Below are 16,674 nucleotides of genomic sequence, written 5' to 3' on the forward strand. Positions count from 1 at the left end.
TGCGCATTTTGTATGAATTGTTACATGTCCATTTTTGGAATCGGGGTTTTGCATGTTTTTATATGCACCCATTTCGCATTAAAAGAAATGGAAACACTTTTTCAAGGAATTACAAGGATAGATATATGAAAAATAAAAGTGCAGTGAGCACTCAGCCTAATACAAAGGTATTACACGCTAAACTGGCGCCGACCTGTTTTGCGACCATGCTTGCACTGGGCATGATCATGCCAGCTCAGGCTGCCATCGTGGCAGGTAATACCGATAAACCGGCCATTCATACGGATGCAAGTGGCGCAACCATTGTTGATATCAACAAGGCGAGCGCAGGTGGAGTTTCCCATAACGTTTATTCCGAATTTAACGTCGACAGCAACGGCGTGATCCTGAATAACAGCGGCACGGCAACCAACACCCAATTAGCAGGCCAGATCGATGGCAACGCTAATATGGCCGGCGGCAGCGCTAAAGTGATCCTGAACGAAGTGCGTTCATCGGATCCGAGCCAGCTGAACGGCATGGTCGAAGTGGCAGGCCAGTCCGCGCAGGTGATTATCGCCAACCCATCAGGCATCACCTGTGACGGTTGCGGCTTTATCAATACCAACCACGCTACGCTGACCACCGGTACCGCCACCTACGACAACAAGGGTGATGTTAGCGGTCTGGATGTGAGCAAAGGCCAGGTGACCATCACCGGTAAAGGGATGGATACCCGCTCTACGCAGTACACCGACATTATTGCCCGTTCAGTGAAGGTCAATGCGAAAGTTCAGGCTAACGAGCTGAATATCGTCACGGGTAACAACCACATCGATAAATATGGTCGCGTGCAGAAGAAGTATGACAGCAGCAATGCCCCTGACGTAGCGCTGGATGTGTCTGCGCTGGGCTCCATGTACGCGAATAAAATCTATATGGAAGGCACTGACGCCGGCGTTGGCGTGCATATCGATCGTGCTGACCTGACGGCATCCGACACGCTGTCAATCAACGTTGATGGTGTGGTCGAAAACAACGGGGGACATATCAGCGGTAAAAATGCAGCTACCGTAATGGGAAGTGATGTCCTGAACCATAACGGTCAGATTACCTCTGAGGGTATGGTGTCCGTTACCGCAGACAACACCCTGGACAACACTAACGGCGTCATTAAAGCCGCGATGGTGAATGTTTCCGGCAAAAATACCGTTAACAGCCATGGTTCCATTCAGGGCAGCCAGAATACCTTTATTACCGCTGACTCGCTGGACAACCGCGACGGTGAAATTCTCAGCAATGGCGATTTGACGATCGGCCGCGCCTCCTGGAATTACAACGCGCAGGGCGTGAATAATACCCATGGCCGCATTGTTGCTAAAGATGCCCTCAACGTAGATGCTGCCAGCCTGAACAACTCCGCTGGCCGCGTAGAAACCAACGGTGCGATGAGCGTCAATGTCGACACGCTGACGAACGACAACGGTCTTATTTCCGCCGGGAACGGCTGGAACATGATCAACGCCTCCATGCTGAATAACGATAACGGTGTGATTCAGTCTCTGGGGTCTGACAGCCAGCTTCAGGTGAGCGGCAACAACATGCTCTCTAACCGCAATGGTTCAATCCACAGCGACGGCTCTGTTTCAATCAATGGCGCGCTGGATAATATGTCCGGCACCATCGCAGCCGAAAAAGACCTCTTTATGTACGGCACGTCTTACTATTCTGACCTTGCCAGTAAGATGGAAGCAGGCGGCAATATCGACATGACCGTGACCGGTACGTTCCAGAACGCCGGAACCCTCAAGGCGGGTCAGGATATGATGTTAACCATCGGTTCTAATGGCTGGAATAGCTATGGCGGCCCGGCGCAGAACAGCGGTTCCATCGCGGCTGGCGGTCGCCTGGCGCTGCAGATGAACAGCAGTCAGTTCGACAACAGCGGCGACATCACCGCTAATCAGATGGATCTTCAGCTGGCAGACCTGTCCAACAGCGGCTCGATCGCCAGCAAGAATGACATCAACCTGAACACCACTAGCCTGGAAAACCGGGGTAACGGTACGCTCGTCGCAGACCATAACATCAACATTACCGCCTCTTATCTGATGACCGATGCAGGCAGCCAGATTGCTGCCGGTTCTGATGCCATGCTGTTTGTCATGAACAATCTGGACAACAGCGGTGACATCCGCGCGGCGCATGACATTAATCTCGACGTAATGGGCAGCTACGGCTGGTCTCAGAGTACCGCCTATAACTACGGCACGATGACTGCGGGTAATAAACTCAACGCACAGATGGACCGTGTCAACCTCATTAACGGCGGTACGCTGTCTGCTGATAACGGTATTACCCTGGTCAGCAACTACCTGACCAACAGCGGTAACATCACCAGTGCAAGTGATATTACGCTGAATACTGCCAGCGGTATTAACAACGAAGCCAGCGGTAATATTACCGGCGATCGCGTTTCCACCACAGGTTATGTTAATAACATGGGCGTAATTAACGAGACCGGTGCAGCAAATCAAGACAACGGTAATAACAATAACACTGCTGATGACAACAATACCAAACCAGATTCAGATACCACAGCGGATAATAGTGGAAATACCACTGTTAAGCCAAACGGGACACCTGAAGGTAATGGCGTTTGGGAAAACGGCGTTGTCTATTATCCGGGCGATCTGTATTACGGGTATGTCATTCAGGATATCGTTTATTACCCTGGCGGTTACTCCATTTATACCGCGTAATCATTTGATGTAAACCAAAGCCCCATTCCTGGAATGGGGCTATCTATTTTTTCGCTATATTCAGGATCCTTCGCGGTCCATAAAGTTATTTACATGACTAATTATCGATCTGGCCTCGTTCTGCTATCACTGCTCGCGTCACTTCCCGACACTGTACATGCTGAACCGGCCACCACTCAGCAGCAGGATCAGGCGAGGCACGAACAGCTTGCACCGCCTGGGAAGTCAGTCCTTTCATCAGAAGGCATGCTCGCAACTGATGCGCTTGCTCTGCCACATGAGACAGTGTGCTACGACATTCAGCATCTGAACATCGACAATACGCAGTCGCTTCCTCACTGGCTCACTTTTCGCGATATCATTCGTCAGGCTGAGAATAACTGTATCGGCGTGAAGGGAATTAAAGCCATACATACGGCCGTGCAGAATCGATTAATATCCCACGGATTTATTACTACCCGCGTATTAATACCGGAGCAAAATTTGCACAAGGGAACGTTAACCCTGCGAATTCTGCCTGGACGCGTCAGTGATGTCATTATTCAGGATGAAAGCGGCCTCCCCGTTCATCGCTGGAATAACGTCCCACAAGGGCCGGACGATCTCCTCGATTTACGCGGTCTGGAACAGGGGCTGGAAAACCTGCAGCGTATTCCCGGTTCGCAGGCCAGTATTCGTCTGGTGCCGGGGGAAAATCCTGGCGATACCCGCGTTGAGATCAAGCGCGACCAGCGTAAAGCCTGGCGACTGGGCAGCTGGTTTGATGATTCCGGTAGTAAATACACCGGACGGTATCAGGGGGGCCTGGCGCTGTATCTGGATAACCCCACCTCGCTCAACGATATGTTTTATGCCGCGTATGGCGGTGGTTTCAAGAATGAAAACGGCAAGCGTAACGATAATACCTCGGCGTTTTACTCCGTTCCCTGGGGATACTGGGCGCTGGAACTTTATGCCAGCCAGTACAGAACGACGCAGACTCTCCATAGCGGTGATTTTAACTACCGGTACAGTAGCGATGAAAAGTTAATGACCGCCGCGCTTAAGCGCGTGGTTTACCGCAGCGCGAGCCAGAAAACCACGCTGGGCTTTAAAGGGATCAAGCGGGATTCCCGCTACGATCTTAACGACGTGGAGGTGGAGGTTCAGCACCGGGACACCAGCAGCTGGCAGCTTAGCCTGGAACATTTAGCCTATCTTCCCTTCGGTCAGCTTACGGCAAGCCTCGGTTATCAACATGCCGCACCGTGGTTTGGTGAAGAACCCGATGCTGAAGAGATGGTGGGCAGTGCCGACGCGCAGGCGCGCATTATTACGCTGAGTGCAGACGGTACTTTCCCGTTCAAACTGGGCAAGTTCGCCCTCAGCTATGAACCGCATTTCAAGCAACAGACCACTCCGGACAGGCTGACCCAGCCCGATAAGTTCACCATCGGCAACCGCTGGACGGTGCGCGGCTTTGACGGAGAGTCCTCGTTGTATGCCGACAAAGGCTGGTATCTGCGTAATGATATCAATCTAAATCTGCCGGTATGGGGAATGCAGCCGTATATTGGCGCAGACTATGGCGAAGTCAGCGGCTCAGAAAATGATTACTGGAGCGGGGAGCACATTGCCGGTGCGGTCGCAGGCATACGTGGGGTAAAAGGCCACCTGGGTTATGACCTTTTTGCGGGTGTGCCACTGGCAAAACCGGATGAGATGCATACCAGTCCCGTCACGCTTGGATTTTCGGTGCAATGGCAGTACTGACACTGAAAGTCTAAGAATGGACGCAGGAGCGTTAGCCCCTGTCGGAGGGGGTAAATACAATCATGATTTACCCTCTTCAGGCTCTAATGAACACGCTGACATCCTCTTTGATTACGCTGGCAAATATATTGCTAAAAGCCCGCACGATACGCGTGCTGATACTGTCCACTTTCAGCCTTTACTGGCTGGTGCTACTACATATCCCCTGGCCTAACAACGGAGATTACGGCATGAACCTGCCGATGAACCTGCTGAGCTGGGGCATTATCTCACTGCTGGGTTTGATGGTTTGGCTATTACAGCGGGAAAAAACGGTGCGCTTCACCCCTACCGGTTTGCTGATGCTGGCTAGCGCGATGCTGTTTACCGTTCCGGCTTTCTGGTCACCGCACGAGGCCTTACCCATCGCTCTACCGAGGCTTGTCGGCATCTGGGGCGGAGCGTTGGTTTATATCACGCTTCTGCAGCAACCCATTCGCGAAAATGAAACCGTTGCCCTCTTTTACCTGTTGGCCGCCGCAGCCGTTATTGAGTGCACCCTCTCTCTGGCCGGGTTTTACTGTCCGCAATATTTGCCTTTTCCCCTCAATTCGCTGGCGGAAATATATGACGGGTACGCGCCCGGCGTCTTTCAACAGCTCAACGTGACCGCCTCGTTTCTCGCGACCGGGCTTGCCGCCCTGCTCTATCTTCTTGCCGATACGCGGCGCGCGCTTTATCTGCCGCAAGCCGAGCGTGTGCGGTTCGTGGCTATCAGCGTCGCCATTATCGTGATAACGGCGACGCTGGTGCTCTTCCATTCCCGTATTGGCTGGATTGGCGGGTTAACGTCGATAGTCTGCGCATCGGTGCTGTTCGCACAGGCACGTTTTCGACACCGCACTACACGCTGGCGGCGCACGCTGATAATCCTGCAGCCGGTGCTCGGCGGTCTGCTCGGCACGGCGATACTTCAGCAGTCGGTTGTGGCATCGCTCCTGCATGAAGGCTCTAACCAACAGCGCTGGCTGACCCTGGCGTACACGCTGCGCATGATCGGCGTCCACCCCTGGCAGGGCTGGGGGCTGGGGATGTTCGAATCAGCATTTCAGCACTTTATGGCCGCATTACCCGGTGACAACCCGAGCCGCGAAATGATGCAACACCCGCACAATGAGACGCTGTATATCTGGGCGGAGGGCGGCGTGATGGCGCTGGCGGGCGGGCTGTGTCTCCTGTGGGGCTGGATAATTCTTTTCCTGAGGCGAAAAAGCCTGTGGCAGTGGGCGGCACTGCTCACCACCTTGCCGATTCTGCTGCACACTCAGGTGGAGTTTCCACTCTATTATTCCGTGGCGCACTATTTTGCCATTCTGATTTTAATGGCCTCGGCAGACGGAGAACTCCGCACACTTCAGGTTCGCAGTTCGCGATTGCGTTGGCCGCTGGTGTTCATCGCACTGTATGGCTTAGTGCTTTCTGCACAGCTTTTTTTCGCCAGCGTTGTGCTGGGTAATTTTGAGACGGGCAGACTTGCTTTCCCTGAGAGCATTACCGGTTTACACGTGCCGGGACTCATGCAGATGCGCTATCAGCGTGACCTTAGCCAACTTCATTTGTGGCATTTCAACCAGGCGGGCGATATTGATGAACTGGAAAGATATGCCACAGAAAATGGCGAGTGGATTAGATGGCATATGGAAGAAGATGCCTGGAACGATGAGGTTAATATCTTATTATTTTTAGATCGTAAGATTGAGGCAGATAAATTAAAAAAACAGGCGCATCGGTTAATGCCGTGGGACGATCGTTTTAAACCATAGAGGGTAAAAATATATTCAGCCGCGCTTGTCACCTTGTTTTTTATACGGAAAGAAAAGACTTAAACAGAATTTTCCGTAATCCATCCTGTGAAAAATTGCCAAGGAAAATCAAGATGCTATGCAGTTTGCATGTTAATAAATAAAAACCAAGGGGCTCCTGATCGTAGGCTGCAAATCGACACGCCGCTGGAGATTGAGATCAATGAGAAAAGGGTGTTGGAAGTACTGACTAAGCAATAAATAAACGATGCCCGTTGAGGAATATTATAACTGATGTTCAGATAAATGAGGAGAAGCGTGAGTGAAAGAGCGAGACCGGGCTTCCTGCCCGGCTCAACATTACTGGTACGTCAGGTTAAGTACCGCAGTAGCATTTGCAATGCCCGGTTTAACCTTATCTTTAGTCTGAATATAACGCGCGGTGATAGGGAAGCTTTCTTGTCCTCCCTGGGATTGCTTGAGCACAATTCTACTATTTAATTTTAATGGCTCGTTATTGTATAGAAGTTGAACTCCAACACCTTCGGCAATACCCTCTTGTCCACCATCCGTTGTGAGACTCAATACACTACTATCACTTGTTTCATTGGACTGTACGCCGTTTAAAGTAATGTTAACATTAGCTCCAGCATCACAATCAAGCCCAAGATTTACAGTCCTTGCTTCCTTTGAAACAGTGCCTGGAGCAATAAATTGGCCAGCCATAACATCACCTATTGGAAATGCAAGTGATTCTCCGGAGACAATAGAGCATGCAACTTGGTTAATAGTAGATGATGAAACAATGCTCCATGTTACATGAGAGTTTGCATCAGTATTTTCATTATCAGCAGCTTCATATTTAACTGCCTCTCCGGTAAGCAATACACCAGATGTTATATTTTCAGTTTTAATTAATTCAGCGTTGGCTTCAGAAAAACCAAAACCCCCGGTGTCGCTAGAGGCAGTGAACACGAAACCGCCTGGGGATGGTGCTGCGTAAGCTCCGCCATGATTCCAACTATTTATTCTTATACGAATACCTACCCCTGGAACATTTGTTTTATAAACGTTATCAACTCCAGAAGCTTGTGCACCATTATAGAGCATTACCACATACACACTACAATCTTTACTTAAAAAGTAATGTGGATCGCCCGTCAATGTTCCTTTCGCAGAAGTAATTACACTTCCAACGGGAGTATCACGTTGAACTGTAATCGTAGGGTTAAATTTTATGGTTTCATTCGGACTACTAGCTACGTATGCGCTACAACCATATGAATATGTTGATATCATGATTAAAAGTAACGCCAGAGATTTTAGATATATACTCATAACACACCAATTAAATTTACACATAGTGAGGTATTGCGTTAAGAATAGTTCAAAACAAAGGTTGCAATAACATTGGCACTACCTCCAGAAACAACATTGGAAACAGATATATAACGAGCCGAGAAATTTAAATCAATAGAATCTTGCTCCGGATGAATTAGATATCCATTGCTTTTTTTATTTGGCGGTATTAAAACATCTTTATCATCATAAATACCTAAAGCGATTCCTTTTGATGATTCTGTTTCTGAATCAACCGAAAAATAATCAGCATTAAGAGAATTTACCTCTCCAGAAAAAGTTATACTTACCTCACTCGCTGCAGGGCCACAATTTTTAAGATTGATGATAAAAGGAATTGCATTAGATCGCGTACCTGCAATCGTGAATTCTTTGACAGGTACAGCTCCCATGTAAACAACTTTATCTTGTGATTCACTGGAAATTTCACAGGTGTTATCCTCAATTGTGCCTGATATACTCACTACTCCATCATGTGCATTTGCATTGCAAAAACATACCCCACAAAACAAAAATGCAAATAGATAAAAAACCTTCAGGTTTAACATGATTAACACTCACTGATAAGTCAAATCAAAATACATAACAGCAGAGGCTTCTCCAGGAGTTACCACGGCTTTAGTAGACTTGTATCTCATTAAAAATGACAGCGTATTTGTTTCCCCATCCAGTTCATAGATTAAAGGTTTCACACTATCAAAAGGCAATATTTTAAAACTGTTATCCAGTAACTCTATTCCTAATCCCGTTGCTAACAGTTTGCCCTTCCCAGTATCGGTTATTGCCAATAGTGTAGGATTATCACTGTCCGTTTTACCTGAAAAACTCACCTGGACATTCTTTAATTTTGGATAGCAATTTTCTAAATCAATATTCATCGCTTTGAATGAAGAGGTGCTTCCTACCGTAGGAAAATCTTTCCCAGAAAATGCACCGATCATTATAGATTGATCCGGAGATCGAACAGTACAACCACTGGCAGTAATACTACCCGCAATCGATAGCGTCGAATCGGCTGTCAATGCAAGTGGAACAAAAAAAAGATTACCCAAAAGCGTCAGCGTCACGACGTTAAGATATTTCAAATATAGTTTCATCGTTTGCATCCTCTTTAATGACAAAGCTCGTTCATCTGAGTAATGGCGGAATTCTCTGCATAAGCAGGGAACTGATATTTCACCCGGCACGTTTGCTCGGCCCCTTCCCCCCACTGAACCTGCAACTCACCTTTCGGAGCCAACCCGGATAAATAGACCTGCCCGTCATCTCCGACAATACTGCCCGCGCCATCATCATTACGTGTCACTGTCGCCCCAAACGGAACCGGTTTGTTATTGTTCATTAGTGTTAATAACGCCCGGATACCGACATGCGCTTTAAATGTTGCCCTAACCAGCGCGCCGCGCGTAGGCACAACGTCTACCACAGCGTTATCAAGATCAACGCTGTCACCTAAAGTCGTGGTGTCCAGGCCTATCCGGTTTTTACGATAGGTATTCGCGAAAGGAACAACAGCGAAACCACGCCAGTCGGTTTTCACGCCAGTGGAGTTTTCAACTTTAACGTTATCCGCACCCGGCGCTTCTATCAGAACGTTCGTCTCGCCCAACGGTTGGCTCAGGGTAATACCCTGGCGATGCGCCACGATGCCCCCGGCAACGCCATAGGTCACCTGCTGAAAATCGCCGTTATCGGTATAGTTGTAACCCACGTTAGCGTTCCCGTACCCGCCCTGATAAGCAAGGCTGGCATTACCGCTATTACCTGTACCCTGATTACCGTAGCCCTGCTGAACGCTGTAGCTCAGGTTATTGCCTTCCAGCAGGGTACCGCTGATCCCGGCATTCTGGGTGACGCTACCGTCGTTATCCTGGTTCAAGCTGTATGTCGCAAACGTATTATTTGGCGACGTGGCACCCTGTGGAGAAAGCCATTTACCGATCGGTAATGACAGGTTGAATGCAATCATTTTGTCGGCTACGGGTTGGCCGGACATCTGGCTGTAGTTATAACTCACACCGATATTAATATCCTTCCAGGTGGTGTTATAACCAAATTGCACCAGCGTATCCTTACCATCGCTATGCCAGTAACTCTGCTGGCTTCCGCTGAGATAAATGGAGCCAAAACCACCCAGTTGTTGAGAAATATTGACCTGCAACTTTCCGCGCTTGGTGTAATAGAGGTTGTAGTAGTCGAACCAGTGCGGCACATCGTTGTTATCATCATCATCCTCGTTCAGCGGATTGCTGTTATAGCCATCCATGTGCTTGTACGTAGTATCCGTAAAGGTGTAATAGCCTGACGTTGAATAGCGATAGCCTAATAACTGGAAGTTAGTTCCTATTTCGTTTAACGATTTTGCATAAAGCAAACGCAATGACTGACCGCTATGCTCGGTCTCATCAATAAGCGTACTTTGGGCGTGAGTGACATCCGCAGACAGCGCGCCCCAGTGGCCCATATTGACCCCCGTCCCGATCGCCATTGCCTTGTAATTGTCAGACAGCTGTGCGCCGCCATACAGCGTAAAACCATGCGGCAAGCCACAGCTTAATGTTCCTTGTGCGAAAGAGACTTGATCTTGCTGTTCGTTGCTGGTGCGGTACTTCGCGGCCGTGGCAGAATATTTCAGACGACCTTCGCGCTGTAGTAACGGGACGGCGGAATAAGGGACAGAATAGGAGGTAATAGCACCATCCTGCTCTTTTACTTCTACCGTCAAATCCCCGCTTGAGGATGTCGGAAAGAGATCGTCTATTGCAAAGGCGCCAGGCGCTACGTAAGTCTGATAAATAACGTATCCGTTTTGTTTGATCGTCACCTGAGCGTTGCTTTTTGCAATACCGCGCACCGTTGGGGCGAAGCCTTTCAGGCTGTCCGGCAACATATTGTCGTCTGAGGCCAGCTGAACACCACGGAAGCTAACGCTGTCAAACACGTCACCACTGGTATAACTGTCCCCCACCGTCAGTTCACTTTTCAGCGAGATGATCGTGCGTTCCAGAAAACCACTAATGTGTTGCCACTGGCTGGTTGTCTCTCCATTACTACTGGTGCTACGGTTAAATGTAGAATAGTCACGATAACGCCATGCTCCCAGGTTAACACCGCCGTTTAGCCCCAGAAAATTGCTGCTACCTTCGCCGCTGCTGTCTTTTCGTCTCGAGCCATTCAGGTTGTAGTTCAGAAGCAGGGCGTTGATCCCCTGATCCCATTTTTCCGGAGGAATGTAGCCCCGTGCGCTATTTTTAAGCGCAACCTGTGGCACACTGAGATCCAGGCGCTGCTTGCTAAAATCAAAACTGGCTTTAGCCCCCTCAATCAAAGTCGCGATGTCGATACACTGCCCGTCTACAGACTGTTTTCGGTCTTGCGGAATACTTAGATCGATACCCAGACCATCCAATACTTTTCCGGATAAACAGGCGGTTAAACCTGTATCATCGGAGGATGACGGGGCGCTGGAATTCTGCGTTTGCCGGGCCTGAAACTCGACATCATGACTGGTGATAAAATCATTATTGAGATAAATGTCTACGCGATATACCCCAGGGGCCTGGCTGCCGTCGTTTTCAAAGCGGGATAGATCGGCAACCTGATTTTTGCCATCCGCTAAAAAAGCCGGATTAAAATAGTTCTCTGCATGCAAAACACTGGAAAATAAACCCGTTCCAATAACTAACGCTAATGGAGATAACCGCCAGCGGACTGCATTAATCATTCGAGCTTGTTTTCGAAGTTTCATAACAACTTATGACCTGTCTGCATTACGCATTGCATGTTAGTGCTGGGGTTACTGCGCCATAGTCATTCATGGTCTGGAAAGAAATACTGCCCTGGGCATTATCCGGCGCCGTTACCTGAAGGTTACCCATTGGGGGAACCATGTTGTTCGGCAATGCTTTCCCTCCAACGCTGAATTTCACCAGCGAAACAAAATAGGGAGAAGGGTTTGTAATGGTGATGCTTTTTCCACTACGCTGGCAACGCAGCGTTGCAGGTGCATCCATTGATTTCATTTTTAAATGCGCAGGGCGAACAAATAATTTGATCACACTTTGCGTAGCGATCTGTAAGGTATTACCCTGGAGTTGTTTTTTATCGAGTGAAGGTATTGCTTTGTTATTGAAGTAAAATACTGACTCGCGATCTTCCGGAAGTTTTGGGCCTACGTACATGATGCGCAGAACGTTCGCTTTTTCAGGCTTCATCACAAACAATGGCGGCGTCACGGTAAACTGTGTGGATTTATTACCCTGGAGATCGGACACCCAAGATTGCACCAAAAACGTCTCTTTCTTATTGGTGTTAACAACATTGATGCTGGTTTGTTTTTCACCCAGCGGATAAATGATTCGGGTGGCCCCCAGCGCGATCCCTTCTGCATAAACTAAATGACTATTTCCCAGGCAGATCATTAATAAGAGCAACGTTGAAATAAAGGTTTTCATTTTAAAAATCCAAAAAAAATAAAAAGCATCCTGGTGAGTACTTATCCATTTTTACTTACTGATAAATCACCGAGAAAGTGACGGCCGCACTGGCATCCCCCGCCGTAACGGGCATCGATACAGAGCGATATCGAGCGGTAAACAGTAATGTGTTCTCTCCGGCAATCAGCGGCATTTTTGCGAGAGGTTGGCTATCAGGGATCACCTGGTTGCCTCTCATATCAAAAATACCAATTCCGACGCCCTTTGCAGCACCAGAGCCAAAACCTGCCTGAAAGACCTGTGGATCCTTAAGATCAGCCAGTCCGTTGAAGGTGACGCTTGCCGACTCGCTGGTTGAAGTGGCACAATTTTCAAGCTTAATCCAGAAGGTGACCGGTTCAGCCCAACTTCCTGGCCCTAAAAATGAACCGGTGCGGACTTGACCCATCATGACACTCTGGTCAAAACTCTGCGTATCAATTGAACATGAGCTATTAACCACAGCACCATAGAAATGCACTTTTCCCACGGTTGATATATCGCTACTAATACCTGGCTGAATCAATAGCAGTTGAACGAAAATTATCAGTGCTATCAGACGAAACATGTTTATCTCAATAAAAAAATTATGATGAAGCGCCAGAAATATCCCCCCCGGCATTCCAGAGGGGATAAATAAAGCAATCAGGAATAGATGATCTGGAATGTTGCAACAGCTTCAACAGCACCCGCAGTTGGTTTATCGCCAGTTGTCAGATAATCAACACTCATAGGAATGGTGTTGTCGCCTTTTGACAGCGGAATGGTGTCAGATGCGGTACCAGAGTTAACGTCCATCTGCTTACCATCTGGCCCGAACAGGCGCAGAGCAACACCCGTTGCTGCACCGGAACCTGCGGTGTTAGCCAGCGCACCTGCGGAAGCAGCGTCAGACTGGCCGCTGAAGGTGATAGCCGCATTGGTATAGGTGCTGACATCGCAGTTAGTCAGGGTCACGTAGAACGGCTTAGACTGGCCAGAAACGGCATCTTTAGCGCCGAGGCTTTTCAACGTAATTTGATCAATATGGACAACCTGGTCTTCAGATTCCAGGGCAACAGCGCACGGTGCGTCTACCACAGAACCCATAAACTTAATATTACCACCGTTAACGGTCGTAGTGCTTGCCGCCTGTGCACAGGTAGCGCTTGCCATAATAGATGCCATAACTACAGCTAACATATGCTTCTTCATTTAAAACTCCAGATACCTATAATAAGAAAGAAAAATCCTGTTCTCACAAATAAAACATTATTTTTCAGCGAAAAAAAACACTCAGCATGTTGTAACAATATTTTATTTACAAGGGTATTTTTACAAAATCAACTTTTTAGTCAAAATGAAATACGATCCTTTCTTGGATCCTAAATAGGATATTATTTAGAAAGACAATACCCATAGCGGCACTTAGAATTACAGCATCAGCATGGAAAACTGTCTTTCCCATTAAGGAGACATATATTATCTCTCGGAGTTTTACCGTGAAAATTATTACTATTTTACTGCTTGGCTGCACTGTCGCCGCCACCTGCCAGATGGCTCACGCAACGGTCAATATTGGCGGAACACGCCTCGTCTATGCAGGTGCAAAAAAAGAAGTGTCACTCAGCGTTCGTAATCCAGACAGTAGTCCTTATCTTATTCAGACAGTTATCGATAATCTTGATAGTAGTCAGCAAAAACCGCCCTTCATCATCACCCCTCCGCTTTATCGCCTTGATGGAGGGAAAGAAAACCTAATGCGCGTTATCCAGTCAGGCAATCTTCCACAAGATAAAGAGTCCATGTTCTGGCTACGTGTTAAGGCGATCCCTTCAGCGCCACGTGAAAAAAATACGCTACAAATTGCGGTATCAACCAGCATTAAACTGATTTATCGCCCGGACTCGCTGAAAAACCTGGACGTAGAGAAAGAAAGCGACAAACTCAGCTGGCATATTTCCGGCAACCAACTGAATATCAACAATCCGACGCCCTGCTACATTAATTTCAATGAAATAAGTGTTGCCGGAAAAAAACTTGCGAATGTCTCCTATGCATCACCGGGCAAAACAACCTCGTTTACGCTCCCTGCGGGAGTTAATTCCGGAGATATTCAATTCAGCGTCATTAGCGACTTCGGCGCTGTGGGCAAGATGCACTCAAAATCTGCTTAAATGGCCATTACTATGTTCAATGTAAAAAAATTCTTTTTATCATCAACAGCCTGTATTTTTCTTACTGTCGGCTCGGCTCACTCCGCGTTTGCCGCAGACCCAGTACAAATTACCGTAACGGGCAATATTGTCGCCTCACCTTGCGTAATCGATACGGGAAGTGAGTCGTTAAATATCTCTTTAGGCGATCAACTGCAAAGCGCCGATCTGAACGCAGCAGGAAGCGGTTCTGCATGGGTACCAATTAACGTCGTTTTCAAAAGCTGCCCGGCGGGTACGTCAACCATAACCGCAACATTCCATGGCACAGCCGATGCTGGGGACCCGAATACACTGTACAGCAACACGGCAGTAGATGCGGGTGAAAACAAAGCGGCCAAAAATATCGCTGTTCAGCTTGAAGGTTTGGCTAATGAAGCTTACGGCAACGGTAAAACGGCGACTATTGATATTGCCTCCGCAGGCGCGACCCCCACCTTTAAGATGCATACTCGCGCTTTCAGTAAAGACGGTGGCGCGACACCGGGAAAAATCAGCTCCGTTATCACGATGTCATTCACGTATAACTAATAAACGGGTTTTTCTCCCGGATACGGCTCAAGGATGGCCGTTTCCGGTCATTTTTTCATTGTAGGGTGCTGAAAGGGATATCATGATTTTCTCTCGCTTTGCGTCTTTGCTTTCTGTATTCACGCGTTCTCCCCATCGCCTTTACGTTAAACATCCTTCATCCTTTCAGCCTCTATTAAGATAACGTGTTATATGTTGCGTGTAGCCCATGGTGTCATTCATAACCTTGTTCTCACTTCCATCACTTTTATCAACCTCTGAAATACTCGTAGTGATATTTCTCTGGGTATGTTGTACGCTATGAAACCTGAAAATTATATTATAAAACTTATACATGAACTCTCTGAACCGGAGCGCGTCAGGGTAGGACACCAACGGCAAATCATTTCATTGGATCAGCATGAAAAACCAATGACATTCATACTCCATTCCGGCATCGTCGCCGTCTACCGCACGAGAGACCGGCTTCTGCTGAAGTTTATCGAAGCCCCGATGATCGTTGGTATGAATAATCTTATTGATACCAATGCGGGATTTTATATGCAGGCCTGCGGTGAAATTAGATATGAAATCAAACCGCTAAAATCTACATTTGCAATTATTAACAATCGCAATCTTTGGCAGGAGGCCGCCTATTCGTATATGTACGCCATTAAACGATTACTGGAAGCTCATGAAACTTCGGTTGGGTTGTCTACTTATGAGTTAATTCGCCTTAATCTTGTGTCACTGATGACAGAGAAGGAAGACCTTCGTCTGTCTGTTAATGCCTGTGACTACATACAGGAAAAGACTCATCTTTCGCGCAGTCGAATTATGAAGATCCTGAGCGATTTGAAAACAGGCAACTATATTAAAATTGAACGTGGGCTCTTAATGGCAATAAACAGGCTTCCGGATAACTACTGACCCGGTAAACCAGGTTTATTTGTTCTGCTCCGCCAACCATGCCATTGCCCTTTCTCCCGCCTCATCCACCGGTAAATACACCAGCAGCCGCGATCCGTTTCGCGGCGCGGAGTACCAGTACATCTGCTGCAGCGTAAAATCCCCCAGCTCGGGATGGGTAAACAGCTTGAGCTGGTTCTCCACGCCGCGCACGTCGTTGCGCTGGTGCCACAGGGTTTTAAACTCTTCCGACACCGCAAAGAAGCGCGCCAGTTTGGCCTCCCACAGCGGATCGCCCCGGTGCTCGGCCATCGCCGCCCGGAAATAGGAGACAAATATGGGCAGCACATCGTCACGTCTGCCGAGACGAGCGCGCCACGCCGGATGGGTGAGGAACAGGTAAATACAGTTGCGGTCTTCCGGCGGAATTTCATTGAAATCGACGCCCATAAGGTGCCCAAAGCTGTCGTTCCACGCCACGATGTCGAAATTCGGTTTCTGAATGCTGGCGGGTTTAGGCATCAGCGTATCCAGCAGGCGGCGCGTGCCCTCGCTGATACCCTCGCAGCAGACCGCCTGCGGGGCTTCACCCGGCGGCAGCCCGGCTAACACGAAAAGGTGTCGGGCCTCGGTCGGGGTGCATTGCAGCGCTTTTGCCACAGCCGCCATCACCGCGCTGGACGGATTGACGTCCCTGCCCTGCTCAAGCCAGGTGTACCAGGTCACGCCCACGTCCGCGAGCATCGCCACCTCTTCCCGGCGCAGACCCGGCGTGCGGCGACGACCGCTGCGCGGCAGGCCAAGACGCTGCGGATCGAGGCTTTCACGTCGTGCGCGTAAAAATGCCCCCAGCTGTTTTCGGGTGTCATCCTGAAGTGAGACGACGGGTTCAGACATCAAGGCCATAAATCCCCCTGCATGGTAGTGCCAGTACCAGTATAAGCAAGAACTG

The 16,674-nt window shown here is 48.6% G+C and carries 14 protein-coding genes; 6 read left to right on the forward strand and 8 right to left on the reverse strand.

Going from position 1 to position 16,674, the window contains the following annotated elements:
- Nucleotides 1-125: 125 nt before the first annotated feature.
- The 3 genes from M2422_RS08755 (at nucleotide 126) to M2422_RS08765 (ending at nucleotide 6,295) form a co-directional block, all read left to right on the forward strand.
- Nucleotides 126-2,741, forward strand: coding sequence for a filamentous hemagglutinin N-terminal domain-containing protein (locus M2422_RS08755; RefSeq protein WP_064673592.1), 2,616 nt, complete (start codon nucleotides 126-128; stop codon nucleotides 2,739-2,741).
- A gap of 93 nt (nucleotides 2,742-2,834) precedes the next feature.
- Nucleotides 2,835-4,493: a ShlB/FhaC/HecB family hemolysin secretion/activation protein gene (locus M2422_RS08760; RefSeq protein WP_064673591.1), complete on the forward strand. Its 1,659-nt coding sequence runs from the start codon at nucleotides 2,835-2,837 to the stop codon at nucleotides 4,491-4,493.
- Between the two features lie 86 nt (nucleotides 4,494-4,579).
- Entirely contained in the window at nucleotides 4,580-6,295 is a 1,716-nt protein-coding gene (locus tag M2422_RS08765; protein WP_196767439.1) for an O-antigen ligase, read from the forward strand.
- Nucleotides 6,296-6,634: 339 nt separating this feature from the next.
- Here the strand turns inward: M2422_RS08765 and M2422_RS08770 are convergent, their stop codons facing one another.
- The 7 genes from M2422_RS08770 to M2422_RS08800 all read right to left on the reverse strand — a co-directional run bounded on the left by M2422_RS08770 (nucleotide 6,635) and on the right by M2422_RS08800 (nucleotide 13,302).
- Nucleotides 6,635-7,612 carry a fimbrial protein gene (locus M2422_RS08770; RefSeq protein WP_074399197.1) on the reverse strand — a complete coding sequence of 326 codons (978 nt, stop codon included), beginning with the start codon at nucleotides 7,610-7,612 and terminating at the stop codon, nucleotides 6,635-6,637.
- Nucleotides 7,613-7,650: 38 nt separating this feature from the next.
- Nucleotides 7,651-8,181, reverse strand: coding sequence for a fimbrial protein (locus M2422_RS08775; protein WP_081273738.1), 531 nt, complete (start codon nucleotides 8,179-8,181; stop codon nucleotides 7,651-7,653).
- Between the two features lie 9 nt (nucleotides 8,182-8,190).
- A complete protein-coding gene (locus M2422_RS08780; protein ID WP_064673589.1) occupies nucleotides 8,191-8,730 on the reverse strand; it encodes a fimbrial protein in 540 nt (179 codons plus the stop codon).
- 14 nt (nucleotides 8,731-8,744) lie between these two features.
- Nucleotides 8,745-11,381 carry a fimbrial biogenesis usher protein gene (locus M2422_RS08785; RefSeq protein WP_074399196.1) on the reverse strand — a complete coding sequence of 879 codons (2,637 nt, stop codon included), beginning with the start codon at nucleotides 11,379-11,381 and terminating at the stop codon, nucleotides 8,745-8,747.
- 22 nt (nucleotides 11,382-11,403) lie between these two features.
- The gene (locus M2422_RS08790; RefSeq protein WP_064673588.1) at nucleotides 11,404-12,087 is read right to left on the reverse strand and encodes a fimbria/pilus periplasmic chaperone; all 684 of its coding nucleotides are present in this window, start codon (nucleotides 12,085-12,087) and stop codon (nucleotides 11,404-11,406) included.
- Between the two features lie 55 nt (nucleotides 12,088-12,142).
- Complete coding sequence (locus tag M2422_RS08795) at nucleotides 12,143-12,676, reverse strand: fimbrial protein (RefSeq protein ID WP_196767438.1); 534 nt, start codon at nucleotides 12,674-12,676, stop codon at nucleotides 12,143-12,145.
- 77 nt (nucleotides 12,677-12,753) lie between these two features.
- Nucleotides 12,754-13,302, reverse strand: a complete 549-nt coding sequence (locus M2422_RS08800; protein WP_064673587.1) for a fimbrial protein — start codon at nucleotides 13,300-13,302, stop codon at nucleotides 12,754-12,756.
- Between the two features lie 287 nt (nucleotides 13,303-13,589).
- On the opposite strand from M2422_RS08800, the gene M2422_RS08805 reads away from it, so the two are divergent.
- The 3 genes from M2422_RS08805 to M2422_RS08815 all read left to right on the forward strand — a co-directional run bounded on the left by M2422_RS08805 (nucleotide 13,590) and on the right by M2422_RS08815 (nucleotide 15,743).
- The gene (locus M2422_RS08805; RefSeq protein ID WP_064673586.1) at nucleotides 13,590-14,264 is read left to right on the forward strand and encodes a molecular chaperone; all 675 of its coding nucleotides are present in this window, start codon (nucleotides 13,590-13,592) and stop codon (nucleotides 14,262-14,264) included.
- 12 nt (nucleotides 14,265-14,276) lie between these two features.
- Nucleotides 14,277-14,834, forward strand: coding sequence for a fimbrial protein (locus M2422_RS08810; protein ID WP_196767437.1), 558 nt, complete (start codon nucleotides 14,277-14,279; stop codon nucleotides 14,832-14,834).
- 300 nt (nucleotides 14,835-15,134) lie between these two features.
- On the forward strand, nucleotides 15,135-15,743 hold the full coding sequence (locus M2422_RS08815) for a helix-turn-helix domain-containing protein (protein WP_158002599.1): 609 nt from the start codon (nucleotides 15,135-15,137) through the stop codon (nucleotides 15,741-15,743).
- A gap of 15 nt (nucleotides 15,744-15,758) precedes the next feature.
- Here the strand turns inward: M2422_RS08815 and M2422_RS08820 are convergent, their stop codons facing one another.
- Entirely contained in the window at nucleotides 15,759-16,628 is an 870-nt protein-coding gene (locus M2422_RS08820) for a helix-turn-helix transcriptional regulator (protein WP_064673585.1), read from the reverse strand.
- Nucleotides 16,629-16,674 lie beyond the last annotated feature (46 nt).

Source organism: Enterobacter sp. SLBN-59 (assembly GCF_024807915.1).
Classification (GTDB): domain Bacteria; phylum Pseudomonadota; class Gammaproteobacteria; order Enterobacterales; family Enterobacteriaceae; genus Enterobacter; species Enterobacter asburiae_B.

What these genes read in the sequence shown, in the direction of transcription:
- M2422_RS08755 (WP_064673592.1), top strand. Translation starts at nt 126, where the DNA reads ATGAAAAATAAAAGTGCAGTGAGCACTCAGCCTAATACAAAGGTATTA.
- M2422_RS08760 (WP_064673591.1), top strand. Translation starts at nt 2,835, where the DNA reads ATGACTAATTATCGATCTGGCCTCGTTCTGCTATCACTGCTCGCGTCA.
- M2422_RS08765 (WP_196767439.1), top strand. Translation starts at nt 4,580, where the DNA reads ATGAACACGCTGACATCCTCTTTGATTACGCTGGCAAATATATTGCTA.
- M2422_RS08770 (WP_074399197.1), bottom strand. Translation starts at nt 7,612, where the DNA reads ATGAGTATATATCTAAAATCTCTGGCGTTACTTTTAATCATGATATCA.
- M2422_RS08775 (WP_081273738.1), bottom strand. Translation starts at nt 8,181, where the DNA reads ATGTTAAACCTGAAGGTTTTTTATCTATTTGCATTTTTGTTTTGTGGG.
- M2422_RS08780 (WP_064673589.1), bottom strand. Translation starts at nt 8,730, where the DNA reads ATGAAACTATATTTGAAATATCTTAACGTCGTGACGCTGACGCTTTTG.
- M2422_RS08785 (WP_074399196.1), bottom strand. Translation starts at nt 11,381, where the DNA reads ATGAAACTTCGAAAACAAGCTCGAATGATTAATGCAGTCCGCTGGCGG.
- M2422_RS08790 (WP_064673588.1), bottom strand. Translation starts at nt 12,087, where the DNA reads ATGAAAACCTTTATTTCAACGTTGCTCTTATTAATGATCTGCCTGGGA.
- M2422_RS08795 (WP_196767438.1), bottom strand. Translation starts at nt 12,676, where the DNA reads ATGTTTCGTCTGATAGCACTGATAATTTTCGTTCAACTGCTATTGATT.
- M2422_RS08800 (WP_064673587.1), bottom strand. Translation starts at nt 13,302, where the DNA reads ATGAAGAAGCATATGTTAGCTGTAGTTATGGCATCTATTATGGCAAGC.
- M2422_RS08810 (WP_196767437.1), top strand. Translation starts at nt 14,277, where the DNA reads ATGTTCAATGTAAAAAAATTCTTTTTATCATCAACAGCCTGTATTTTT.
- M2422_RS08815 (WP_158002599.1), top strand. Translation starts at nt 15,135, where the DNA reads ATGAAACCTGAAAATTATATTATAAAACTTATACATGAACTCTCTGAA.
- M2422_RS08820 (WP_064673585.1), bottom strand. Translation starts at nt 16,628, where the DNA reads ATGGCCTTGATGTCTGAACCCGTCGTCTCACTTCAGGATGACACCCGA.